This window comes from Staphylococcus sp. aM (assembly GCF_052975125.1).
This window is the reverse complement of the sequence record NZ_CP121447.1, coordinates 1,567,985-1,593,844: the sequence shown is the minus strand read 5'-3', so window position 1 is coordinate 1,593,844 and position 25,860 is coordinate 1,567,985. Positions and strand designations below refer to the sequence as shown.

At 33.0% G+C, this 25,860-nt stretch carries 20 protein-coding genes; all 20 read left to right on the top strand.

The annotated features are described in order from the left end of the window. Positions 1–95: 95 nt before the first annotated feature. Entirely contained in the window at positions 96–971 is an 876-nt protein-coding gene (ylqF, locus tag P7F85_RS07735) for a ribosome biogenesis GTPase YlqF (RefSeq protein WP_002466050.1), read from the top strand. Further along, complete coding sequence (locus tag P7F85_RS07730; RefSeq protein ID WP_002466053.1) at positions 964–1,734, top strand: ribonuclease HII; 771 nt, start codon at positions 964–966, stop codon at positions 1,732–1,734. The genes ylqF and P7F85_RS07730 overlap by 8 nt, the downstream gene beginning before the upstream one ends. A 107-nt stretch (positions 1,735–1,841) precedes the next feature. Continuing rightward, positions 1,842–3,008 (top strand): ADP-forming succinate--CoA ligase subunit beta, encoded by a 1,167-nt coding sequence (sucC, locus tag P7F85_RS07725; RefSeq protein ID WP_002466034.1) that lies wholly within the window; start codon positions 1,842–1,844, stop codon positions 3,006–3,008. Positions 3,009–3,029: 21 nt separating this feature from the next. Next, entirely contained in the window at positions 3,030–3,935 is a 906-nt protein-coding gene (sucD, locus tag P7F85_RS07720; protein ID WP_002466045.1) for a succinate--CoA ligase subunit alpha, read from the top strand. A gap of 234 nt (positions 3,936–4,169) precedes the next feature. Beyond that, positions 4,170–5,045: a DNA-processing protein DprA gene (dprA, locus tag P7F85_RS07715; protein WP_373364739.1), complete on the top strand. Its 876-nt coding sequence runs from the start codon at positions 4,170–4,172 to the stop codon at positions 5,043–5,045. Positions 5,046–5,222: 177 nt separating this feature from the next. Beyond that, positions 5,223–7,298, top strand: coding sequence for a type I DNA topoisomerase (topA, locus tag P7F85_RS07710; protein ID WP_174221802.1), 2,076 nt, complete (start codon positions 5,223–5,225; stop codon positions 7,296–7,298). 116 nt (positions 7,299–7,414) lie between these two features. After that, entirely contained in the window at positions 7,415–8,722 is a 1,308-nt protein-coding gene (gene trmFO / locus P7F85_RS07705; protein ID WP_002466058.1) for an FADH(2)-oxidizing methylenetetrahydrofolate--tRNA-(uracil(54)-C(5))-methyltransferase TrmFO, read from the top strand. A gap of 164 nt (positions 8,723–8,886) precedes the next feature. Further along, positions 8,887–9,780 (top strand): tyrosine recombinase XerC, encoded by an 894-nt coding sequence (gene xerC / locus P7F85_RS07700; protein WP_117725866.1) that lies wholly within the window; start codon positions 8,887–8,889, stop codon positions 9,778–9,780. Continuing rightward, positions 9,777–10,322: an ATP-dependent protease subunit HslV gene (gene hslV / locus P7F85_RS07695; RefSeq protein ID WP_002450559.1), complete on the top strand. Its 546-nt coding sequence runs from the start codon at positions 9,777–9,779 to the stop codon at positions 10,320–10,322. The genes xerC and hslV overlap by 4 nt, the downstream gene beginning before the upstream one ends. Positions 10,323–10,410: 88 nt before the next feature. Beyond that, entirely contained in the window at positions 10,411–11,814 is a 1,404-nt protein-coding gene (gene hslU / locus P7F85_RS07690) for an ATP-dependent protease ATPase subunit HslU (RefSeq protein WP_002466051.1), read from the top strand. 23 nt (positions 11,815–11,837) lie between these two features. Next, positions 11,838–12,611, top strand: coding sequence for a GTP-sensing pleiotropic transcriptional regulator CodY (gene codY / locus P7F85_RS07685; protein ID WP_002450557.1), 774 nt, complete (start codon positions 11,838–11,840; stop codon positions 12,609–12,611). 306 nt (positions 12,612–12,917) lie between these two features. After that, a complete protein-coding gene (gene rpsB, locus P7F85_RS07680; protein ID WP_002466032.1) occupies positions 12,918–13,706 on the top strand; it encodes a 30S ribosomal protein S2 in 789 nt (262 codons plus the stop codon). Between the two features lie 151 nt (positions 13,707–13,857). Next, complete coding sequence (gene tsf / locus P7F85_RS07675; RefSeq protein WP_002466038.1) at positions 13,858–14,736, top strand: translation elongation factor Ts; 879 nt, start codon at positions 13,858–13,860, stop codon at positions 14,734–14,736. Positions 14,737–14,876: 140 nt separating this feature from the next. After that, positions 14,877–15,599 (top strand): UMP kinase, encoded by a 723-nt coding sequence (pyrH, locus tag P7F85_RS07670; protein ID WP_002450554.1) that lies wholly within the window; start codon positions 14,877–14,879, stop codon positions 15,597–15,599. A 15-nt stretch (positions 15,600–15,614) separates the two neighbouring features. Further along, on the top strand, positions 15,615–16,169 hold the full coding sequence (gene frr, locus P7F85_RS07665; RefSeq protein ID WP_002450553.1) for a ribosome recycling factor: 555 nt from the start codon (positions 15,615–15,617) through the stop codon (positions 16,167–16,169). A 232-nt stretch (positions 16,170–16,401) separates the two neighbouring features. Then, a complete protein-coding gene (locus P7F85_RS07660) occupies positions 16,402–17,172 on the top strand; it encodes an isoprenyl transferase (RefSeq protein WP_002466060.1) in 771 nt (256 codons plus the stop codon). A 3-nt stretch (positions 17,173–17,175) separates the two neighbouring features. Then, complete coding sequence (locus P7F85_RS07655) at positions 17,176–17,958, top strand: phosphatidate cytidylyltransferase (protein WP_023375186.1); 783 nt, start codon at positions 17,176–17,178, stop codon at positions 17,956–17,958. Positions 17,959–18,200: 242 nt separating this feature from the next. Beyond that, positions 18,201–19,487, top strand: coding sequence for an RIP metalloprotease RseP (rseP, locus tag P7F85_RS07650; RefSeq protein WP_002466035.1), 1,287 nt, complete (start codon positions 18,201–18,203; stop codon positions 19,485–19,487). A 19-nt stretch (positions 19,488–19,506) separates the two neighbouring features. Further along, positions 19,507–21,210 carry a proline--tRNA ligase gene (locus P7F85_RS07645; protein ID WP_002466052.1) on the top strand — a complete coding sequence of 568 codons (1,704 nt, stop codon included), beginning with the start codon at positions 19,507–19,509 and terminating at the stop codon, positions 21,208–21,210. 267 nt (positions 21,211–21,477) lie between these two features. Next, complete coding sequence (locus P7F85_RS07640; protein WP_103286318.1) at positions 21,478–25,788, top strand: PolC-type DNA polymerase III; 4,311 nt, start codon at positions 21,478–21,480, stop codon at positions 25,786–25,788. Positions 25,789–25,860: the final 72 nt, after the last annotated feature.

Genomic DNA, 25,860 nt, shown 5'->3' with positions numbered 1-25,860 from the left:
CGTGTTAAACTAAACCTAGTCTAGATGAAGATGTTAGCGTATAATTTGAACAATATGTATTTTAGAAAAATTGATAGTAACGAAAGGTGATAACGATGGCAATTCAATGGTATCCAGGACATATGGCTAAAGCCAAAAGGGAAGTAAGTGAGCAATTAAAAAAAGTTGACGTAGTGTTTGAACTTGTCGATGCTCGTATTCCGTATAGCTCAAGAAATCCAATGATTGATGAAGTAATTAAACAAAAACCTAGAGTGGTTATTTTAAATAAAAAAGATATGACAAACTTAAAAGAACTAGAAAAATGGGAACAATATTTCGAAGAGAAAGGGTATTATCCAGTTGCTGTAGATGCGAAGCATGGTAAAAATTTAAAAGATGTTGAGAAAGCAGCTATACAAGCTACTAAAGAAAAATTTGATCGTGAAAAAGCAAAAGGGTTAAGACCAAGAGCGATACGTGCAATGATTGTTGGTATACCTAATGTTGGTAAATCAACGCTCATTAATAAGCTCGCAAATCGTAGTATTGCACAAACTGGTAATAAACCAGGTGTTACGAAACAACAACAATGGATTAAAGTAGGTACTTCTTTACAATTGTTAGATACACCAGGGATTTTATGGCCAAAATTCGAAGATGAAGAGGTAGGTAAAAAATTAAGCCTAACCGGTGCAATTAAAGATAGCATTGTTCATCTAGACGAAGTAGCTATTTATGGTCTTCAATTTATGATTGAAAAAGATTTAGAAGGATTAAAAAAGCATTACAATATTGATGTTGATGAAGAAGCTGGAATATTGGAATGGTTTGATGCGATTGGTCGTCGTAGGGGTCTTTTACAAAAGGGTAACGAAGTGGATTATGAAGCAGTTATTGAACTTATTATTTATGAAATCCGTAACGCTAAAATTGGCACATATTGTTTTGATATATATAAAGAAATGAAGCGTGACATTGAACATGGCTAAAACAATTAAAGAAATAAAATCAATTATTGATCAAATTGATTCGTTAGAAGTCCTTGAACAACACGAATGTAATAACGATGACCGTAAAGGTGTTCAAAAAGCAATTACCTCACGAAAAAAACAATTAGAAAAAGAATTAACATTAATTCGAAATTATGAAGAAATGAATTTGTATGAAAATGATATTTTAGCTCAAAATAGTAAAGCATTTATATGCGGTATTGATGAAGTCGGAAGAGGTCCACTAGCTGGACCAGTCGTGGCATGTGCAGTGATTTTAAATCCAGGCCATCGATATTTAGGTCTTAACGATTCTAAAAAAGTATCTGCTAAAAATAGAGCTGTCTTGAATCAACAATTAATAGATGGTGTGACAGATTATGCATATGGTATTGCTACATCAGCAGAAATTGATGAAATGAATATCTATCAAGCAACACGATTGGCTATGCAACGTGCCATTGATCAATTAAAGGTTCAACCAACGCATTTATTAATTGATGCGATGACTTTAGATAATGAGATTAATCAAACGTCGATTATTAAAGGTGATGCTAAAAGTGTATCTATTGCAGCTGCAAGTATTATGGCTAAAGAGTACCGAGATAACTATATGAAGGATATAGCGAAACAATATCCCGGTTATGATTTTGAAAATAATGTTGGTTATGGTACTAAAGCTCATCTTGAAGGTATTGCTCAAAATGGTGTCATATCAGAACATCGTAAAACTTTTGAACCGATAAAATCAATCTTACAATAGTTTGAATTTTAAATTAATTGCAAAAAAGATGGTGTATCAGTTTACAATAACGCTTTCATTTTTTATAATTAAAAGGGAACTTAACCTAAGAAACAGGAGGATGGAAGATGAATATCCACGAGTATCAAGGTAAAGAAATATTTCGTTCAATGGGCGTAGCCGTTCCAGAAGGACGAGTAGCATTTACTGCTGAAGAAGCGGTGGAAAAAGCGAAAGAATTAGATTCAGATGTATATGTGGTTAAAGCACAAATACACGCTGGGGGTAGAGGTAAAGCAGGCGGTGTTAAAATTGCAAAATCACTATCTGAAGTTGAAACTTACGCTAATGAATTATTAGGTAAACAATTAGTTACACATCAAACAGGACCTGAAGGTAAAGAAGTGAAACGCTTATATATCGAACAAGGTTGCGATATTCAAAAAGAATATTATGTAGGTTTTGTAATTGATCGTGCTACTGATAAAGTGACTTTAATGGCTTCAGAAGAAGGCGGTACTGAAATTGAAGAAGTAGCTGCTAAAACACCTGAAAAAATCTTTAAAGAAACAATTGATCCGGTTGTAGGTTTATCACCTTACCAAGCACGTAGAATTGCTTTCAATATTAATATTCCAAAAGAATCAATTAATAAAGCAGCGAAATTCTTAATTTCACTTTACAATGTATTCATTGAAAAAGATTGTTCAATCGTTGAAATTAACCCACTAGTAACTACTGGTGACGGTGATGTTTTAGCATTGGATGCTAAACTTAATTTCGATGATAACGCTTTATTCAGACATAAAGACATTATGGAATTAAGAGACTTAGAAGAAGAAGATCCAAAAGAAATCGAAGCATCTAAATATGATTTATCATATATTGCTTTAGATGGAGATATTGGTTGTATGGTTAATGGCGCAGGTTTAGCCATGGCTACAATGGATACAATCAATCATTTTGGTGGAAATCCGGCTAACTTCTTAGACGTTGGTGGCGGTGCTACTAAAGAAAAAGTTACTGAAGCATTCAAAATCATCTTAGGTGATGAACATGTTAAAGGTATCTTTGTAAATATCTTTGGTGGAATCATGAAATGTGACGTCATTGCTGAAGGTATTGTTGCAGCAGTTAAAGAAGTAGAGTTAACTTTACCACTTGTAGTACGTTTAGAAGGTACTAACGTAGAACGCGGTAAAGAAATCTTAAATGATTCAGGTTTAGCGATTGAACCAGCAGCTACTATGGCTGAAGGCGCTCAAAAAATTGTTAAACTTGTGAAAGAATCATAAGGAAAGGATGGGAACACTAAGATGAGTGTATTTATAGATAAAAATACTAAAGTAATGGTACAAGGTATTACAGGGTCTACTGCCCTTTTCCATACAAAACAAATGTTAGATTATGGAACACAAATTGTCGCAGGGGTAACACCTGGTAAAGGTGGACAAGTAGTAGAAGGTGTTCCAGTATTCAATACTGTAGAAGAAGCAAAACAAGAAACTGGTGCTAATGTATCAGTAGTTTACGTGCCTGCACCATTTGCTGCAGACTCTATTTTAGAAGCTGCTGATGCTGAATTAGACATGGTTATTTGTATTACTGAACATATTCCTGTTGTAGATATGGTTAAAGTTAAACGTTATTTACAAGGCAGAAAAACACGTTTAGTAGGACCAAACTGCCCAGGTGTTATCACAGCAGATGAATGTAAAATTGGTATTATGCCAGGTTACATCCACAAAAAAGGTCACGTAGGTGTTGTATCTCGTTCAGGTACATTAACTTATGAAGCAGTTCACCAATTAACTGAAGAAGGTATTGGCCAAACAACTGCTGTAGGTATCGGTGGCGACCCAGTTAACGGTACTAACTTCATCGATGTATTAAAAGCATTCAATGAAGATCCAGAAACAAAAGCTGTTGTTATGATTGGTGAAATCGGTGGTACAGCTGAAGAAGAAGCAGCTGAATGGATTAAAGCTAATATGACTAAACCAGTAGTAGGATTCATTGGTGGTCAAACAGCACCTCCAGGAAAACGTATGGGCCATGCTGGTGCGATTATCTCTGGTGGTAAAGGTACTGCATCTGAAAAAATTAAAACTTTAAATAGTTGTGGTGTAGAAACTGCTGACACACCTTCTGAAATTGGTACAACATTAATCGAAGCAGCTAAAAAAGCTGGTATTTATGACGAATTATTAACTGTAAAATAATCGTACGAATAATGTATGTAATGAGCTTAGACACTTTATATGAGTGTCTAAGCTTTTTTTGTGCGCATATTAAATTTATATTCTTACTATTCATTTTACGGCCATATTTCATTTCAGGTGTATAAAGAAATGATGATTTTACTTCTTAAAAGTTCATTACAAATCGTATTAAGATGTTTGTTAACTGTAATGTTTTAATGAGTTATTTCTTTGTATAATTGAGCTAAAGGAGTAATGAATTTGAACGAAAACTTTTTACCTAAATTATACTGGTCACATTTTACAACCTCACAAATCCATCAATTTTATCGGTACAACCCTCATATTTTCCAAATGACTTCTAATGAACAAGAAATTTCATTATTATATTGGATTACTCAACATCATCCTACGCTTTTATCAAAATTTCATAAATATAAACAAATAAATATAGTAGAAATTATGAAAATTCTTCGACAATTACATGTAAAATATATCACTTTTTTCGACGAAGATTATCCTTATTTATTAAAAGAAATCTATGATTATCCATTTGTTCTATTTTATAAGGGAGATAAGAAATTATTTTTAAGTAATCAAACTTTGGCAATTGTTGGTGCTAGGAAATGTTCAAATTATACGCAAGAAGCACTACAATATCTTTTTCCTTCATTTAAAGAAAAAAATATTACGATTATTTCTGGGTTAGCAGAAGGTGCCGATAGTGAAGCACACATACAAGCCTTGAAAATCGATTTATCAACCATTGCAGTATTAGGGTTTGGTCACCATTATTATTATCCTAGAAACTTAGTTTCATTAAGAAAAAATATTGAAGAAAAGGGGTTAGTTATTTCGGAGTACCCACCATTTTCGCCAATTGCTAAGTATAAGTTTCCAGAAAGAAATAGGATTATTAGTGGATTATCAAAAGGTGTATTATTAACTGAATCAAATGAAAGAAGTGGTAGCAGAATCACAGTTGATTGTGCATTAGAACAAAATAGAAATGTGTATGTTTTACCGGGTAAATTATTTGATTCAAAAACAAAAGGAAATCTATTATTGCATCAAGAAGGAGCTTCTATGGTCGTTAGTGCTGAAGACATTTTACAAGACTATTTAAATTGATAAAATAGTTAGTGTGAGACAATTAGACTTTAAGAAAATGGATTAAAATCATTAAAGAAATGAATGGAAAATTAAATAAAAGTTAAAACAAAATGCTTGATAAAATATTAAAACATTGACAAAAACAAAATTAAACGTTTATCATTTATCTTTAGTAATTAGATTAGCAAGGGGGAAATCACTTTGGCAGATAATTTAGTCATAGTTGAGTCGCCTGCAAAAGCTAAAACCATTGAAAAGTATTTAGGAAAAAGATATAAAGTTATTGCTTCAATGGGACACGTTCGTGATTTACCTAGAAGTCAAATGGGCGTGGACACTGAAGATAACTATGAACCCAAATATATAACAATACGTGGTAAAGGTCCTGTTGTAAAAGAATTGAAAAAGCATGCGAAAAAAGCTAAAAAAGTTTTTCTAGCTAGTGACCCGGACCGCGAAGGTGAAGCGATTGCTTGGCATTTGTCAAAAATATTAGAATTAGAAGATTCAAAAGAAAACAGAGTTGTATTTAATGAAATAACAAAAGATGCAGTCAAAGATAGTTTCAAACACCCTAGAGGTATTGAAATGGATCTAGTAGATGCGCAACAAGCACGTCGTATACTTGATAGATTAGTAGGTTATAATATTTCTCCTGTATTATGGAAGAAAGTTAAAAAAGGTTTATCAGCAGGACGTGTACAATCTGTAGCATTGAAACTTGTTATTGATAGAGAAAATGAAATAAGAAACTTTAAACCAGAAGAATATTGGACAATTGAAGGTGAGTTTAGATATAAAAAGTCTAAATTTACTGCCAAATTCCTTCATTATAAAAATAAACCATATAAATTAAATAAAAAAGAAGATGTTGAAAAGATTACTGCAGCGCTAGATGGAGACGAGTTTGAAATAACAAACGTTAATAAAAAAGAAAAAACACGTAATCCAGCTAATCCATTTACAACATCTACGCTTCAACAAGAAGCAGCACGTAAATTGAATTTTAAAGCGCGTAAAACAATGATGATTGCGCAAAAACTTTATGAAGGTATTGATTTGAAGCGACAAGGAACAGTTGGTTTAATTACCTATATGCGTACTGATTCAACACGTATCTCAGATCAAGCTAAATCAGAAGCTAAAAATTATATCATTGATAAGTATGGCAATGAATACGTATCTAAAAGAAAAGCATCTGGTAAACAAGGGGATCAAGATGCCCATGAAGCTATTAGACCTACAAGCACATTAAGAACACCAGAAGAAATGAAATCGTTCTTAACACGTGATCAACATCGATTATATAAATTGATATGGGAACGTTTTGTGGCAAGTCAAATGGCTCCAGCTATTTTAGATACTATTGCTTTAGATGTCACTCAAAATGATATTAAATTCAGAGCTAATGGTCAGACAATAAAATTTAAAGGTTTCATGACATTATATGTTGAAACTAAAGATGACAAAGACAGTGATAAAGAAAATAAATTACCTAAATTAGAGCAAGGTGATAAAGTCACAGCTACACAAATTGAACCAGCACAACATTTTACACAGCCACCACCGAGATATACGGAAGCACGATTAGTTAAAACGTTAGAAGAATTAAAAATTGGACGACCTTCGACGTATGCACCAACGATAGATACAATTCAAAAACGTAACTACGTTAAACTTGAAAGTAAACGTTTTATGCCAACTGAATTGGGTGAAATTGTTTATGAACAAGTGAAAGAATACTTCCCAGAAATTATCGATGTTGAATTCACAGTTAATATGGAGACATTACTTGATAAAATTGCAGAAGGTGATATGAATTGGCGAAAAGTTGTTGGTGACTTCTACAATAGTTTCAAACAAGATGTTGAACGTGCTGAAGAAGAAATGGAAAAAATCGAGATAAAAGATGAACCTGCTGGAGAAGACTGTGAAGTTTGTGGCTCTCCAATGGTTATCAAAATGGGAAGATACGGAAAATTTATGGCATGTTCCAACTTCCCAGATTGTCGAAATACAAAAGCAATCGTGAAGACTATCGGTGTTAAGTGTCCTACATGTAAAGATGGAGAAGTAGTTGAACGTAAATCTAAGAAAAATAGAATTTTTTATGGTTGTTCAAATTACCCAGAATGTGATTTCATTTCATGGGATAAACCGGTAGGTAGAGATTGTCCAAAATGTAATCATTATCTCGTTGATAAGAAAAAAGGTCGAAGCAGCCAAGTCACTTGTTCAAATTGTGATTACAAAGAAGAAGTACAAAAATAGATATGACTTATATAAAAATAGCTACACAATCAAGTTGTGCGAGCTATTTTTATAGTTTAAATAAAGACCATAAATCGTTAAAATATAACCAAAAGAAGTCTACAGGAGGCATAAGCATGACACAAACAGTCAATGTAGTTGGTGCTGGTTTAGCTGGTTCCGAAGCTGCATATCAATTAGCAGAAAGAGGAATTAAAGTTAATTTAATAGAAATGCGCCCAGTTAAACAAACACCTGCGCATCATACAGATAAATTTGCAGAGTTAGTATGTTCAAACTCATTAAGAGGTAATGCACTTACAAATGCTGTAGGTGTATTGAAAGAAGAGATGAGACGCTTAGATTCTTTAATTATACAGGCTGCAGATAAAGCTAGAGTACCAGCAGGAGGCGCTCTTGCAGTTGATAGACATGACTTTGCTGGTTATATCACTGACACACTTAGAAATCATCCCAATGTGACAGTTTTAAATCAGGAAGTTCACAGTATTCCAGAAGGATATACAATCATTGCTACTGGACCACTTACTACAGAAAATTTAGCACAAGAAATCGTAGATATTACAGGCAAAGATCAATTGTACTTCTATGATGCTGCAGCACCTATCATCGAAAAAGATTCAATAGATATGGATAAAGTTTATTTAAAATCTAGATATGATAAAGGAGAAGCAGCATATTTAAACTGTCCGATGACCGAAGAAGAGTTTGATCGTTTTTATAATGCTGTATTAGAAGCGGAAGTCGCACCAGTTAATGAATTTGAAAAAGAAAAATATTTTGAAGGCTGTATGCCGTTTGAAGTCATGGCAGAACGCGGTAGAAAAACATTGCTTTTTGGGCCAATGAAACCAGTTGGATTAGAAGATCCTAAAACAGGTAAACGTCCATTTGCGGTTGTTCAATTAAGACAAGATGATGCAGCGGGCACGTTATATAATATTGTTGGTTTCCAAACACATTTAAAATGGGGTGCGCAAAAGGAAGTTATTAAATTAATCCCAGGATTAGAAAATGTAGATATTGTACGTTATGGTGTAATGCATAGAAACACATTTATTAATTCACCAGATGTCTTAAACGAAAAGTATGAATTAATTGGTCATGAAAATATTTACTTTGCAGGACAAATGACTGGTGTGGAAGGTTACGTTGAAAGTGCAGCAAGCGGATTAGTTTCAGGGATTAACTTAGCACATAAATTACTAGATAAAGGTGAGGTTATTTTCCCTAGAGAAACAATGATTGGTAGTATGGCTTATTATATTTCACATGCTAAAAATGAAAAGAACTTCCAACCAATGAATGCCAACTTTGGTTTATTACCATCATTAGAAAAGAGAATTAAAGATAAAAAAGAAAGATATGAAACACAAGCAAATCGTGCATTAGAATATCTTGAAAATTATAAAAAGACTTTATAATTTTTAAGAACATGAACTAGGTGGCTTATGCTATCTAGTTTTTTGTTGGTTATGATTGATAAAGGGATATGTTACAATTCTCGAAAGATTTTGAATTGAATATCAAATCACTGTAAGCCCTACCACGGATATGCTACAATTCAATATGATGGAGGCGAAATTTATTGAATGATATTCAAAAAGCGTTTCTCTATATGTTAAAAGTAGAACGAAATTTTTCTGATCACACGCTTAAATCATATCGTGATGATATTGTGCAATTTAATGATTTTTTATATCAGGAATCTTTAGATTTAAATGACTTTGAATATAAAGACGCAAGAAATTATTTAAGTTTTTTATATTTGAAAAATTTGAAAAGAACTACAGTTTCACGTAAAATTTCTACGTTACGTACTTTTTATGAATATTGGATGACACAAGATGAGTCAGTTGTTAATCCATTTGTTCAACTTGTACACCCTAAGAAAGAACAGTATCTACCACAATTTTTTTATGAAGAAGAAATGGAAGCTTTATTTAAAACAGTAGAGACTGATAGTAAAAAAGGTATGCGAGATAAAGTAATACTTGAACTATTATATGCAACAGGTATACGTGTTTCTGAGTTGGTGCACATCAAAACACAAGATTTAGATATGAAGTTACCTGGTGTTAAAGTATTGGGTAAAGGTAATAAAGAAAGATTTATTCCTTTCGGCGAATTTTGTAAGCAAAGTATAGAACGATATTTAAAGGAATTTAAACCTTTAAAACATGTTGATCATGACTATTTAATCGTAAATATGCAAGGTCAACCAATAACAGAAAGAGGAGTTAGATACGTACTTAATGATGTGGTGAAACGTACGTCAGGTGTAACGAACATTCACCCTCATAAATTACGACATACCTTTGCAACGCATTTGTTAAATCAAGGTGCGGATTTGAGAACAGTGCAATCATTACTTGGTCATGTTAATTTATCAACCACAGGAAAATATACACACGTATCTAATCAACAATTAAGGAAAGTTTATCTTAATGCACATCCTCGAGCAAAAAAGGAGAATGAATGATGGATAACTCATTACATGCAACTACGATATATGCTGTAAGACATAATGGTGGCGCAGCGATGGCCGGTGACGGACAAGTCACATTAGGACAACAAGTGATTATGAAACAAACAGCAAGAAAAGTAAGACGTTTATACGATGGGAAGGTACTAGCAGGGTTTGCAGGTAGCGTTGCCGATGCGTTTACACTTTTTGAAAAGTTCGAAACAAAACTTCAACAATTTAGTGGAAATCTTGAAAGAGCAGCCGTTGAACTTGCACAAGAGTGGCGAGGCGACAAACAGCTTCGTCAGTTAGAAGCAATGTTAATTGTTATGGACAAAGATGCAATCTTAGTTGTCAGCGGTACAGGAGAAGTAATAGCTCCTGATGATGATTTAATAGCTATAGGTTCAGGTGGAAATTATGCATTAAGTGCAGGTCGAGCACTTAAACGACACGCAGGACAAATGTCAGCAGAAGAAATGGCTTACGAGAGTTTGAAGGTGGCATCTGACATTTGTGTTTTCACAAATGATAATATTATAGTTGAAACATTATAAGTATCAATAATCAATCGAGCAAATTGATTTGTAGTAAATATAAATAACATTGATTTCAGAAAGTAAGAAAATTGGAGGTCATCCATATATGGATACAAATGGTATAAAATTAACACCGAAAGATATTGTATCTAAATTAAACGAATATATTGTAGGGCAAGATGATGCGAAAAGAAAAGTAGCGATTGCCTTACGTAATAGATACAGAAGAAGCTTATTAGATGAAGAATCAAAACAAGAAATTGCACCCAAAAATATTTTAATGATTGGACCAACAGGTGTAGGTAAAACAGAAATCGCACGTAGAATGGCCAAAATTGTAGGTGCACCATTTATTAAAGTTGAAGCAACTAAATTTACAGAAGTTGGTTATGTAGGTCGTGACGTTGAGAGTATGGTCAGAGATTTAGTTGATGTGTCAGTGCGATTAGTTAAAGACGAAAAGAAAGAAATGGTCAAAGATGAAGCAACACAAAAAGCTAACGATAAATTAGTGAAGTTACTTGTTCCTAGTATGAAGAAAAAAGCATCTCAAGGCAATAATCCCTTAGAGTCTTTATTTGGTGGAGCAATTCCAAACTTCAATCAAAATAATGAAGAAGAGGAAGAACCACCAACAGAGGAAATTAAAACTAAACGTTCAGAAATCAAAAAGCAACTTGAAGAAGGAAAACTTGAAGAAGAAAAAGTGCGTATCAAAGTTGAACAAGATCCTGGTGCTTTAGGAATGTTAGGTACTAATCAAAACCAACAAATGCAAGATATGATGAATCAACTTATGCCGAAAAAGAAAGTTGAACGTGAAGTTCCTGTTAAGACGGCACGTAAAATACTTGCTGATGACTTTGCAGATGAATTGATCGATCAAGAAACAGCTAATCAAGAAGCATTAGAGTTAGCTGAACAAATGGGAATTATCTTTATCGACGAAATCGATAAAGTGGCAACAAATAATCAAAATAGTGGTCAAGATGTTTCAAAACAAGGTGTTCAACGTGATATCTTGCCAATTCTTGAAGGTAGCATGATTCAAACTAAATATGGTACTGTAAATACTGAACATATGCTATTTATTGGCGCTGGTGCATTCCACGTGTCTAAACCTAGTGATTTAATTCCAGAGCTTCAAGGACGATTTCCAATTAGAGTCGAACTTGATAGTTTATCAGTAGAAGATTTCGTTAGAATTCTTAAAGAACCTAAATTATCACTAGTTAAACAATATGAAGCTTTACTACAAACAGAGGAAGTAACAGTTAACTTCTCAGATGAAGCCATTACACGATTAGCTGAAATTGCATATCAAGTCAATCAAGATACTGATAATATTGGTGCTCGTCGATTACACACAATTTTAGAAAAAATGTTAGAGGATTTATCTTTCGAAGCACCAAATATGCCACATGCGGTTGTTGATATCACACCACAATATGTTGATGATAAATTAAAATCAATCTCAACGAATAAAGATTTAAGTGCATTTATTCTATAAAAATAAAAAGAAGGAGAAAAATTATGAGCTTATTATCTAAAACAAGAGAGTTAAACACGTTATTACAGAAACATAAAGGCATCGCAGTAGATTTTAAGGACGTTGCACAAACGATTAGTAGCGTTACAGTAACTAATGTATTTATTGTGTCGAGAAGAGGTAAAATTTTAGGGTCGAGCTTAAACGAATTACTTAAAAGCGATCGTATTATTCATATGCTTGAAGACAGACATATCCCAGCAGAATATACAGATCAATTAATGGATGTTAAAGAAACGCAATCTAATATTGATATTGATAATGTTTTAACGGTATTCCCACCAGAAAATAGAGAAGTGTTTGTTAATAGTAGAACAACAATATTCCCTATTTTAGGTGGAGGAGAAAGATTAGGTACGTTAGTTTTAGGAAGAGTTCAAGATGATTTCAATGAAAATGATTTAGTTTTAGGTGAATATGCTGCAACAGTCATTGGTATGGAGATTTTACGTGAAAAGCACAATGAAGTTGAAAAAGAAGCACGAGATAAAGCATCAATAACAATGGCAATCAATTCATTATCTTATTCAGAAAAAGAAGCTATCGAACATATCTTTGATGAATTAGGTGGTAATGAAGGATTATTAATCGCTTCTAAAGTTGCTGATAGAGTCGGTATTACACGTTCAGTAATTGTAAATGCACTTCGTAAATTAGAAAGCGCTGGTGTCATCGAGTCACGTTCTTTAGGTATGAAAGGTACATTTATCAAAGTTAAAAAAGAAAAATTCTTAGATGAATTAGAACGTAATAAATAAAACTATTGAGGTTTAGGGACGACTATTGAGGTACCTAAACCTTAATTTTTGTGAGAAATTGAAAATGATATTTGGTAACACTTTAGCAATCAAAAATAAATAATAAATAACACTAGATAGGGTTTGTTTTAATCAATCATTTATTATTCAAAAGGCATTGCAATCAACGTCGAATTATGATATATTTATTTTCGGCTATAAAGCCAATACGCACATAATAAATGCAAATATAGAGGGTGCAATATTTAATTATTGTCTTTATATGAGTTTGTTATGGAGGTAATTAACCAATAGGAGGAATTTATAATGGCAGTTATATCAATGAAACAATTGTTAGAAGCTGGTGTTCACTTCGGCCACCAAACACGTCGTTGGAACCCAAAAATGAAAAAATATATCTTCACTGAGAGAAATGGTATTTATATCATTGACTTACAAAAAACAGTGAAAAAAGTTGAAGAAGCATACAACTTCATCAAACAAGTATCTGAAGATGGCGGTAAAGTCTTATTCGTAGGTACTAAAAAACAAGCACAAGATTCAGTTAAAGCTGAAGCAGAACGTGCTGGTCAATTCTACGTTAACCAAAGATGGTTAGGTGGAATCTTAACTAACTACAAAACAATCTCAAAACGAATCAAACGTATTTCTGAAATTGAAAAAATGGAAGAAGACGGCTTATTCGAAGTATTACCTAAAAAAGAAGTTGTTGAACTTAAAAAAGAATACGACCGTTTAATTAAATTCTTAGGCGGTATTCGTGATATGAAAACTATGCCTCAAGCATTATTCGTAGTTGACCCTCGTAAAGAGCGCAACGCAATTGCTGAAGCACGTAAATTAAATATTCCAATCGTGGGTATTGTTGACACTAACTGTGACCCAGACGAAATTGATTATGTAATCCCAGCAAACGACGATGCTATCCGTGCCGTTAAATTATTAACTGGTAAAATGGCAGACGCTGTTTTAGAAGGTCAACAAGGTGTATCAAACGAAGAAGTAGCTGCAGAACAAAACATCAATTTAGATGAAAAAGAAGAATCTGACAAAGCAGAAACAACTGAAGAAAACACTTCTGTTGAATCAAACTAAGTTATAGTTTAAATGGGTGATAAGATACTAATGCTTATCACCTTTTTTTAAAAAATAAATTAAAAGTATAGAGTATTGGAAATTTTACTAGGAATAATGGTAAAATTTAAATATATCTGTAACAGAATTATATATACTGGAGGAATAATTAATGGCAATTTCAGCTAAACTTGTTAAAGAATTACGTGAAAAAACTGGCGCTGGCATGATGGATTGTAAAAAAGCGCTAACTGAAACTGATGGTGATATGGACAAAGCTATCGATTACTTACGTGAAAAAGGTATTGCTAAAGCAGCTAAAAAAGCTGATCGTATCGCAGCAGAAGGTCTTGTACATGTTGAAATCAATGGTAACGAAGCAGCTATCGTTGAAATCAACTCAGAAACAGACTTCGTTGCTCGTAACGAAGGTTTCCAAAACTTAGTAAAAGAAATTGCTAACCAAGTACTTGCTACTAAAGCAGAATCAGTTGAAGCATTAATGGAAACTAAATTCGAAGACGGTAAAACTGTTGACGAAAAAATGAAAGAAGCTATCTCAACAATCGGTGAAAAATTAAGCATCCGTCGTTTTGCAGTAAGAACTAAATCTGACAACGATGCATTTGGTGCATACTTACACATGGGTGGACGTATCGGTGTGTTAACTGTAATTGAAGGTACTAATGATGAAGCAGCTGCTAAAGATGTAGCTATGCACATTGCTGCTATCAATCCTAAATATGTTTCATCTGATCAAGTAAGTGAAGATGAAATTAATCATGAAAGAGAAGTACTTAAACAACAAGCATTAAATGAAGGTAAACCAGAAAACATTGTTGAAAAAATGGTTGAAGGTCGTTTACGTAAATATTTACAAGAAATTTGTGCTGTTGACCAAAACTTCGTTAAAAACCCAGATGAAACAGTTGAAGCTTTCTTAAAATCTAAAGGTGGTAAACTTGTTGACTTCGTAAGATATGAAGTAGGCGAAGGAATGGAAAAACGCGAAGAAAACTTTGCTGATGAAGTTAAAGGACAAATGAAATAATAAGTCATATTGTTAACAAGAAAGAAGACACCTGAAAGGTTTTCTCAGATTAAAAGCATTTGTTTTTAATATAGAGAAGACACCCGTGTCTTCTTTACTTATATACTTTTACATATTTCTACTATAGAGAGGATAAGAAAATGGCTCAAACTTCTAAATATAAACGTGTAGTCTTGAAACTTAGTGGTGAAGCACTTGCAGGTGATAAAGGATTTGGCATTAATCCTATGATTATTAAAAGTGTTGCTAAACAAGTAGCAGAAGTAGCAAAAATGGATTGCGAAATTGCTGTTATTGTTGGTGGCGGTAACATTTGGAGAGGTAAAACAGGAAGCGATTTAGGAATGGATCGCGGAACTGCTGACTATATGGGAATGTTAGCTACTGTTATGAATGCACTTGCATTACAAGATAGTCTAGAACAATTAGAATGTGATACACGTGTATTAACTTCTATTGAAATGAAACAAGTTGCTGAACCTTACATTCGTCGTCGTGCCATTCGTCATTTAGAGAAAAAACGTGTTGTGATCTTTGCAGCAGGTATTGGTAACCCTTACTTCTCTACTGATACAACAGCGGCATTAAGAGCGGCTGAAGTAGAAGCAGACGTTATATTAATGGGTAAAAATAATGTTGATGGTGTTTACTCTGCAGATCCTAAAGTAGATAAAGATGCAGTTAAATATGAACATTTAACACACATTCAAATGCTTCAAGAAGGCTTACAAGTCATGGACTCTACAGCTTCTTCATTCTGTATGGATAACAATATCCCATTAAATGTGTTCTCTATTATGGAAGAGGGTAATATTAAACGAGCTGTAATGGGCGAAAAAATTGGTACATTAATTACAAAATAATATGAGGTGTAAAAAATGAGTGACATTATTAAAGATACTAGAGCAAGAATGCAAAAATCTATCGATAATTTATCTAAAGAATTAGCTAATATCAGTGCAGGTAGAGCGAATTCTAATTTATTAAATGGTGTAAATGTTGATTATTATGGTGCGCCAACACCAGTACAACAATTAGCAAGTATTAATGTTCCAGAAGCAAGATTACTTGTTATTTCTCCTTACGATAAATCTTCAGTGGCTGATATAGAGAAAGCTATTAATGCGGCTAACCTTGGTGTTAACCCTACTAGTGATGGAGAAGTGATTCGTATTTCTGTACCTGCATTAACAGAAGAACGTCGTAAAGAATTAGTTAAAGACGTTAAAAAAATTGGAGAAGATGCTAAAGTTTCAATTAGAAACATTCGTCGTGACGTTAACGATCAACTTAAAAAAGATGAAAAGAATGGCGACATTACTGAAGATGATTTAAGAAGTCAAACAGATGACGTTCAAAAAGCAACGGATAATTCAATTAAAGAGATTGATCAATTAGTTGATGACAAAGAAAAAGACATTATGTCAGTATAATCTTCTGACAAATTGAAAATAGTATTAACTAATTGTAGATTGCACTTATATAGTGTTAATGTAAGACAAAATGATTCAATATTCATTCTAGTCTAGACTGTACCAAGTAAGACTTTGGTACAGTTTTTTTATTTGCTTATTCAATGCTATAAATGAGTATGATAAAATGGTAGATGATTGTTTAAACAACCTATACAATAATACAGAGATGATCAGGCTCGGAGGAAAGACCATGTTTAAAAAGCTTAGAAATAATAATAAGAGTGAAAGTAATCAATTTAATAATTTAGATTTACATAATATACCTGAACATGTTGCAATTATCATGGATGGTAATGGCCGTTGGGCTAAACAACGTAAAATGCCTCGTATCAAAGGACATTATGAAGGTATGCAAACAATCAAGAAGGTCACACGAGAAGCCAGTGATATCGGTATTAAATATCTTACCTTATACGCTTTCTCCACTGAAAATTGGTCTAGACCTGAAAGTGAAGTAAACTATATTATGAATTTACCAGTTAACTTTTTAAAAACATTTCTACCAGAATTGATAGAGAAGAATGTTAAAGTTGAAACAATTGGTTTTCAAAAAGGGTTACCGACATCAACAATCGAAGCTATTGATCATGCCAAAGAAAAAACGAAAAATAATACAGGATTAAGATTGATTTTTGCCATCAATTATGGCGGCCGTGCTGAAATCGTTCAAAGTTTTAAAACGATTGTAGATGAACTCCAACATAAAGGATTGAGTAGTGATGATATTAACGAAGATTTAATTAATCAACACTTGATGACTAAGAATTATCCTGATCCAGAATTATTAATTAGAACTTCTGGTGAGCAACGAATAAGCAACTTTTTAATTTGGCAAGTTTCATATAGTGAATTCATATTTAATGAAAAATTATGGCCAGACTTTGATGGTGACGAATTGAAAAATTGTTTAAAAATTTACCAATCACGCCAAAGACGTTTTGGAGGATTGAGTGAGGAGTAAAGTATGAAAGTAAGAACATTGACAGCGATTATTGCTTTATTAATTTTCTTGCCTATCCTTTTAAAGGGTGGATTAGTACTAATGCTTTTTGCTTATTTATTAGCATTAATTGCATTAAAAGAACTTTTAAATATGAATATGATTAAATTTATTTCAATTCCCGGGATAATAAGTGCAATCGGTTTAATTATTATTATGCTTCCTCAAGATGCCGGAAATTGGGTACAAGTCATACAGTTGAAAAGTTTAGTCGCAATGAGTTTTATAGTACTCAGTTATACTGTTTTATCGAAAAATAGATTTAGTTTTATGGATGCAGCATTTTGTTTAATGAGCGTTGCATATGTAGGAATTGGTTTTATGTACTTTTATGAAACACGTTCAGAAGGATTACACTACATTTTATATGCATTCTTAATAGTTTGGTTAACTGATACTGGTGCATACATTTTTGGTCGTTTAATGGGGAAACATAAATTATGGCCGGTTATAAGTCCAAACAAAACGATTGAAGGATTTATTGGTGGTATTTTCTGTAGTTTACTTGTACCACTAGTTATGCAATTTTTTGTAGATTTTAATTTAAATGTGTGGTTATTGTTAATTGTAACCATTATCTTAAGTATGTTTGGACAATTAGGTGATTTGGTAGAGTCCGGATTTAAACGTCATTTTGGTGTGAAAGATTCTGGAAGAATTTTACCAGGACATGGTGGTATATTAGATAGATTTGATAGTTTCATGTTTGTGTTACCATTGTTAAATATTCTTTTAATTCAAATTTAATATCATAAAGCATTTTTTTATAAATAAAATGTTATAATGGGGGAGTTATTGAGATGCTCAAAGCATTTCTTAACTCCTTTTCATAACTTATACATAATTTTTTACAGGTATAAAAATATAACGAACTTTATTAGCCAAATTAATATGCTAATTAAGTCAATCGTAATATAATGTCTTATATTATCTTATTTATAATTAATCGAAAGAAATTAGAAATATTACTTAAAATAGAGGTGTAGCGAGTGAGCTCATTAATAACAATATTAGCGTTCATCATCGTTTTTGGTGTTCTTGTAACTGTACATGAATATGGACATATGTTTTTTGCTAAGAGAGCGGGCATTATGTGTCCAGAATTTGCCATTGGTATGGGACCGAAAATCTTTAGTTTTAGAAAAGATGAAACGTTATATACAATTCGTATTTTGCCAGTAGGCGGATATGTTCGTATGGCAGGGGATGGTCTTGAAGAGCCACCTGTCGAACCAGGTATGAACGTTAAAATTAAATTAAATGATAAAGATCAAATCACACATATCATTTTAGATGATCAACATAAATTCCAACAAATTGAAGCTATTGAAGTTAAAAAATGTGATTTTAAAGACGATTTATATATTGAGGGTATTACATCATATGATGAAGAGCGTCACCATTTTAATATTGCTGAGAAAGCATATTTTGTTGAAAATGGTAGCTTAATTCAAATAGCACCGAAAGAACGTCAATTCACACATAAGAAACCGTTACCCAAATTTTTAACATTATTTGCAGGACCGTTATTTAACTTTATTCTAGCCATCGTATTGTTTATCGGATTAGCATATTATCATGGTACACCTACAACAACTGTAGGTGATTTAGCTAAAGGTTACCCTGCTGAAAAAGCAGGCTTGAAAGCAGGCGATAAAATTGAACAAATTGGTAACCACAAAGTCAAAGACTATAATGATATTTCAAATATTTTAGATAAAAATAAATCGGCAAAAACAACTGTTAAAGTTGAGCGAGACGGTAAGATGAAATCAATCGATATCGAACCTAAGAAAACTGAAATCAAACAAACAAAGAATAAAACTGAGACAGTTTATCAAATTGGATTTAAACCGAAAGCAGAACATACGGTATTTAAGCCGCTTGTCGCTGGTGTTGAACAGTTCTTTAAAGCAGGTACATTAATATTTACAGCAGTCGTTGGCATGATTGCGAGTATCTTTACAGGTGGTTTTTCATTAGACATGTTGAATGGGCCAGTAGGTATTTATCATAATGTGGATTCTGTAGTTAAATCAGGAATTATTAACTTGATCACATATACGGCCTTATTAAGTGTTAACTTAGGTATTATGAATTTATTACCAATTCCAGCATTAGATGGCGGAAGAATTTTATTTGTAATTTACGAAGCAATATTTAGAAAGCCTATTAATAAAAAGGCAGAAACAGGTATTATTGCAGTCGGTGCAATCTTTGTAGTTATCATTATGATTTTAGTAACATGGAACGATATTCAAAGATATTTCTTATAAATAGGGAGGCAATGTAACTATGAAACAATCTAAAGTTTTTATACCAACTATGAGAGAAGTGCCAGCAGAAGCTGAAGCTTTAAGTCATCGTTTATTATTGAAAGCAGGCTTAATTAAACAAAGTACAAGTGGGATATATAGCTACTTACCATTAGCTACACGTGTTCTTAATAATATTTCTAAGATTATACGTGAAGAAATGGAAAAAGTAGATGCGGTTGAAATATTAATGCCGGCGCTTCAACAAGCTGAATTATGGGAAGAATCAGGCCGTTGGGGTGCATATGGTCCAGAATTAATGCGTTTAAAAGACCGTAACGGACGTGAGTTTGCATTAGGACCAACTCATGAAGAAGTGGTGACATCACTTGTTAGAGATGAGTTAAAGTCATATAAACGTTTACCTCTAACGTTATTCCAAATCCAATCTAAATTTAGAGATGAACAACGCCCTCGTTTTGGGTTACTTCGTGGTAGGGAATTTATCATGAAAGATGCTTATTCTTTCCATGCGGATGAAGCATCATTAGATGAAACGTATCAAGATATGTATAACGCGTATGATCGTATCTTTAAACGAGTAGGCATCAATGCACGTCCTGTTGTAGCAGATTCAGGTGCAATAGGCGGTAACCATACACATGAATTTATGGCGTTAAGTGAAATTGGCGAAGATACTATCGTTTATAGTAATGAAAGTGATTATGCTGCAAACATTGAAAAAGCAGAAGTTGTTTATACAGCTAACCCTAAAAATACTGAAGTTGCTGAATTGAAAAAGATAGAAACGCCTAATATTAAAACTGCCGAAGAAGTAGCTAAATACTTAAAACGTCCGTTAGATGAAATTGTGAAAACAATGATTTGCAAAGTTGATGGCGAATTTATCATGGTACTTATAAGAGGACATCATGAATTAAATGATGTGAAATTAAAAGCTTATTTTGGTACAGACCAAATTGAAATGGCAAACCAAGATGAGATTATTAATATTGTGGGAGCACATCCAGGTTCATTAGGTCCTATTCATGATAAAGATATCAAAATCTATGCTGACAATTTTGTTCAAGACTTAAATAATTTTGTGATTGGTGCAAATGAAGATGGATATCATTTCGAAAATGCACAATTAGATCGTGATTTTAAAGTTGACGAGTTTGGAGACTTTAGATTTATTTTAGAAGGTGAACCATTAAGTGATGGTTCTGGAAATGCACAATTCGCTGAAGGGATTGAGGTTGGACAAGTATTTAAACTTGGAACTAAATATTCTGAAACAATGAATGCGACGTTCTTAGATAATCAAGGTAAAGCACAACCACTTATTATGGGTTGTTATGGTATTGGTGTGTCTAGAACATTAAGTGCTATAGTAGAACAGCATCATGACGATAATGGTATTATTTGGCCTAAATCTGTTACACCATTTGATTTACATTTAATTACAATTAATCCTAAAAAAGAGGACCAACGTGAGTTAGGTAACCAATTATATGATCAGTTAATGAATAACTATGATGTACTATATGATGATCGCCAAGAACGTGCGGGTGTTAAATTTAACGATGCGGATTTAATAGGATTACCAATACGAGTTGTTGTTGGTAAACGTGCTGAAGAAGGTATTGTAGAAGTTAAACAACGTTCAACAGGTGAAAGTGAAGAGATTCATATTGACGATTTAGAAAATTATATTAATGATTTGTATTTAACTTTAAACTAAAAATGAGCATTTGACCTTATAGGTTTCATGTATTGGGAGTGCGATGATGGATTCAATACGAATTCTTGTCCGCTCCTTATTTTTCGTAAAAAGTATTTAATTCATATCGATGAAATCTATACCAATTAAGCGTATAATAAAATATAAATTTGCTTTGAACTTCAAATGATTCATCAGTATAATTTGTATGATTGATTTCATAATTCCAAATGACTAGTTCAAATAATGTTAAAGAAGTATATATTTAAGGTGGTTTTCACATTGGCAATGACAAATCAAGAAAAATTTAAAGTACTTGCTGATCAAATAAAAATTTCTAATCAATTAGATTCAGAAATATTAGCGCAAGGTGAACTAACTAGAATTGATGTCTCAAGTAAAAATAGAACATGGGAATTTCATATTACATTGCCATATTTCTTATCTCATGAAGATTATTTACTTTTTAATCATGCGATTGTGGAAGAATTTAAAGAAATAGCCGATGTAAGTTGTCATTTCACGATTGAAAACACTGATAATCAAGATGAACAGGCAATTAAATATTTTGCACATTGTATCGATCAAACTGCCTTATCTCCTAAAGTAAAAGGGCAGTTAAAACAAAAGCGCTTGATTATGTCAGGTAATGTTCTAAAAGTTATGGTTTCTAATGATATTGAAAGAAACCATTTTGATAAAGCATGTAATGGTAGTTTAGTAGCTGCTTTTAAAAAATGTGGATTTAAAATCGATAAAGTAGTATTTGAAACAGATAATACTAACCATGATGAAGATTTAGCATCTTTAGAAGCACATATTCAAGAAGAAGATGAACAAAGTGCGCGTGAAGCTACTGAAAAACTTGAAAAAATGAAAGCAGAAAAAGCAAAACAACAAGATAATAACGAGAGCGATGTAGATAAATGTCAAATTGGTAAACCAATTCAAGTTGAAAATTTACGATCTATAGAATCGATTATAGAAGAAGAATTTAAAGTAGCTATTGAAGGTGTTATTTTTGATATTAATTTAAAAGAATTGAAAAGTGGACGTCATATCGTAGAATTAAAAGTGACAGATTATACAGATTCACTAGTGTTAAAAATGTTTACTCGTAAAAATAAAAATGATTTAGATCATTTTAAAGCCTTAAGTGTAGGAAAGTGGGTTCGTGCACAAGGCCGTATTGAAGAAGATACGTTTGTTAGAGATTTAGTGATGATGATGTCCGATATTGAAGAAATTAAAAAATCACCTAAAAAAGATAAGGCAGAAGATAAAAGGGTTGAATTTCATTTACATACATCAATGAGCCAAATGGATGGTATACCCAATATTGGTGGCTATGTAGCACAAGCGGCTGAATGGGGTCATCAAGCGATTGCTGTTACAGACCATAATGTTGTTCAAGCATTTCCTGATGCTCATGCTGCGGCTGAAAAACACGGTATCAAAATGATATATGGTATGGAAGGTATGTTAGTGGATGATGGTGTACCTATCGCTTACAAACCTACAGATCGCGATTTAAAAGATGCTACATATGTTGTTTTTGACGTAGAAACGACTGGTTTATCAAATCAATATGACAAAATTATAGAATTAGCAGCTGTCAAAGTACATAATGGAGAAATCATAGATAAGTTTGAAAGATTTAGTAATCCTCATGAGAAATTATCAGAAACAATTATTAATTTAACGCATATTACTGATGATATGTTAACTGATGCTCCTGAAATAGAAGATGTACTTACTGATTTTAAAGAATGGGTAGGAGATGCTATATTCGTGGCGCATAACGCGTCATTCGATATGGGGTTCATTGATACGGGTTATGAACGCCTCGGATTTGGTCCTTCAACAAACGGTGTAATTGATACATTAGAATTATCTCGTACTATAAACACAGAGTATGGTAAGCATGGATTGAATTTCCTTGCCAAAAAATATGGTGTCGACTTAACACAACATCATAGAGCGATATATGACACTGAAGCTACTGCGTACATTTTTATCAAAATGGTTCAACAAATGAAAGAACTTGGGGTAACTAATCATATAGATATTAATCAAAAATTATCTAACGAAGATGCATATAAACGTGCTAGACCATCACACGTCACATTAATCGTCCAAAATCAACAAGGTTTAAAAAATCTATTCAAAATCGTGAGTGAATCATTGGTAACGTACTATTATAGAACGCCAAGAATACCAAGGTCTTTATTAAATGAATATAGAGAAGGTCTGCTAGTCGGAACGGCATGTGATGAAGGTGAACTATTTACAGCTGTCATGCAAAGAGATCAATCAGAAGTAGAAAAAATAGCGAAGTATTATGACTTTATTGAGGTACAGCCTCCTGCGCTTTACCAAGACCTTATTGATCGTGAACTCATTAGAGATACAGAAACACTTCATGAAATTTATCACCGTTTAATAGAAGCAGGTAAAAGTGCTAATATTCCAGTTATTGCAACTGGTAATGCACACTATTTATATGAGCATGATGCTATTGCTCGTAAAATTTTAATTGCTTCTCAACCGGGGAATCCATTGAATCGTTCAACTTTACCAGAAGCACATTTTAGAACAACTGATGAAATGTTGGATGAATTGCATTTCTTAGGTGAAGAAAAGGCTTATGAGTTAGTTGTAACCAATACTAATGCCTTAGCAGATCGAATTGAACGTGTCGTACCAATTAAAGATAAATTATATACACCACGAATGGATGGTGCGAATGAAGAAATTAGAGAATTAAGTTATAGCAATGCTAAAAAGTTATATGGTGAGGATTTACCTCAAATTGTAATTGATCGTCTAGAGAAAGAATTAGATAGTATTATAGGGAATGGTTTCTCAGTTATATACCTTATTTCACAACGCTTGGTTAAAAAATCTTTAGATGATGGTTACTTGGTAGGTTCACGTGGTTCTGTAGGATCAAGCTTTGTAGCGACTATGACAGAAATCACTGAAGTTAACCCACTTCCCCCACATTATATTTGTACGCATTGTAAAACGAGTGAGTTTTTCGACGATGGTTCTGTAGGTTCGGGATTCGATTTACCTGATAAAAAATGTCCTGAATGTGGTAATGAACTGATTAAAGAGGGACAAGATATACCTTTCGAAACGTTCTTAGGATTTAAAGGAGATAAAGTACCAGATATCGACTTAAACTTCAGCGGTGAGTATCAACCTAATGCACATAACTATACAAAAGTATTATTCGGTGAAGATAAAGTATTCCGTGCAGGAACAATTGGTACAGTTGCCGAAAAAACCGCATTTGGATTTGTTAAAGGTTATCTAAATGACCAAGGTATTCATAAACGTGGTGCTGAAGTGGATCGATTAGTTAAGGGTTGTACAGGTGTTAAACGTACAACTGGACAACACCCTGGTGGTATTATCGTAGTTCCAGACTACATGGATATTTATGATTTTACACCTATACAATATCCAGCAGATGACCAAAGTTCTGCTTGGATGACAACACATTTTGATTTCCATTCTATCCATGATAACGTCTTAAAACTCGATATACTTGGACACGATGATCCAACTATGATACGTATGCTACAAGATTTATCCGGCATTGATCCTAAAACGATTCCTGTCGACGATAAAGAAACTATGAAAATATTTAGTAGTCCAGAAAGTTTAGGTGTGACTGAAGAAGACATTTTATGTAAAACAGGGACATTTGGTGTACCGGAATTTGGTACAGGATTTGTAAGACAAATGCTTGAAGATACTAAACCAACAACATTTTCTGAATTAGTACAAATTTCTGGACTATCACATGGTACAGATGTTTGGTTAGGTAACGCACAAGAATTAATCCGTGCAGGTATCTGTGATTTATCATCAGTTATTGGTTGTCGTGATGATATCATGGTATATCTGATGTATGCAGGATTAGAACCATCAATGGCCTTCAAAACAATGGAGTTCGTACGTAAAGGACGTGGCTTAACTGATGAAATGGTTGAAGCTATGAAAGAAAATGACGTTCCTGATTGGTATCTAGATTCTTGTCGTAAAATCAAATACATGTTCCCTAAAGCCCATGCGGCAGCCTATGTATTAATGGCAGTCCGTATCGCATACTTTAAGGTACATCATCCTTTATATTATTATGCGTCTTACTTTACAGTTAGAGCATCTGATTTTGATTTAATTACTATGATTAAAGATAAAACAGGTATTAAAAACACTGTAAAAGATATGTACTCTCGCTATATGGATTTAGGTAAAAAAGAAAAAGATGTATTAACAGTATTAGAAATAATGAATGAAATGGCTCATCGAGGTTACCGTATGCAACCGATTAGTTTAGAAAAAAGCCAAGCGTTTGATTTCATTATAGAAGATGATTCATTGATTCCACCATTTATAGCAGTACCAGGTCTTGGTGAAAATGTTGCCAAAAGAATTGTTGAAGCAAGAGAAGAAGGGCCGTTTTTATCTAAAGAAGATTTAAACAAAAAAGCAGGTTTATCACAAAAAGTTATTGAATACTTAGATGATTTAGGTTCATTACCAGGATTACCTGATAAAGCACAATTATCTATTTTTGATATGTAATGTAAAAAACAAATAAGTGAATTAATTTTTTATGTAAATATAGTTAAGATCCCATTTGTTAGGGTGTGATTT

Excerpts from the sequence above, each read along its gene's own strand:
- hslV (WP_002450559.1), top strand. The coding sequence starts at position 9,777 with ATGATGGATAACTCATTACATGCAACTACGATATATGCTGTAAGACAT.
- P7F85_RS07655 (WP_023375186.1), top strand. The coding sequence starts at position 17,176 with ATGAAAGTAAGAACATTGACAGCGATTATTGCTTTATTAATTTTCTTG.
- P7F85_RS07640 (WP_103286318.1), top strand. The coding sequence starts at position 21,478 with ATGACAAATCAAGAAAAATTTAAAGTACTTGCTGATCAAATAAAAATT.
- dprA (WP_373364739.1), top strand. The coding sequence starts at position 4,170 with ATGAATTTGAACGAAAACTTTTTACCTAAATTATACTGGTCACATTTT.
- rpsB (WP_002466032.1), top strand. The coding sequence starts at position 12,918 with ATGGCAGTTATATCAATGAAACAATTGTTAGAAGCTGGTGTTCACTTC.
- sucD (WP_002466045.1), top strand. The coding sequence starts at position 3,030 with ATGAGTGTATTTATAGATAAAAATACTAAAGTAATGGTACAAGGTATT.
- trmFO (WP_002466058.1), top strand. The coding sequence starts at position 7,415 with ATGACACAAACAGTCAATGTAGTTGGTGCTGGTTTAGCTGGTTCCGAA.
- frr (WP_002450553.1), top strand. The coding sequence starts at position 15,615 with ATGAGTGACATTATTAAAGATACTAGAGCAAGAATGCAAAAATCTATC.
- hslU (WP_002466051.1), top strand. The coding sequence starts at position 10,411 with ATGGATACAAATGGTATAAAATTAACACCGAAAGATATTGTATCTAAA.
- P7F85_RS07660 (WP_002466060.1), top strand. The coding sequence starts at position 16,402 with ATGTTTAAAAAGCTTAGAAATAATAATAAGAGTGAAAGTAATCAATTT.
- P7F85_RS07645 (WP_002466052.1), top strand. The coding sequence starts at position 19,507 with ATGAAACAATCTAAAGTTTTTATACCAACTATGAGAGAAGTGCCAGCA.
- P7F85_RS07730 (WP_002466053.1), top strand. The coding sequence starts at position 964 with ATGGCTAAAACAATTAAAGAAATAAAATCAATTATTGATCAAATTGAT.
- pyrH (WP_002450554.1), top strand. The coding sequence starts at position 14,877 with ATGGCTCAAACTTCTAAATATAAACGTGTAGTCTTGAAACTTAGTGGT.
- ylqF (WP_002466050.1), top strand. The coding sequence starts at position 96 with ATGGCAATTCAATGGTATCCAGGACATATGGCTAAAGCCAAAAGGGAA.
- codY (WP_002450557.1), top strand. The coding sequence starts at position 11,838 with ATGAGCTTATTATCTAAAACAAGAGAGTTAAACACGTTATTACAGAAA.
- tsf (WP_002466038.1), top strand. The coding sequence starts at position 13,858 with ATGGCAATTTCAGCTAAACTTGTTAAAGAATTACGTGAAAAAACTGGC.
- sucC (WP_002466034.1), top strand. The coding sequence starts at position 1,842 with ATGAATATCCACGAGTATCAAGGTAAAGAAATATTTCGTTCAATGGGC.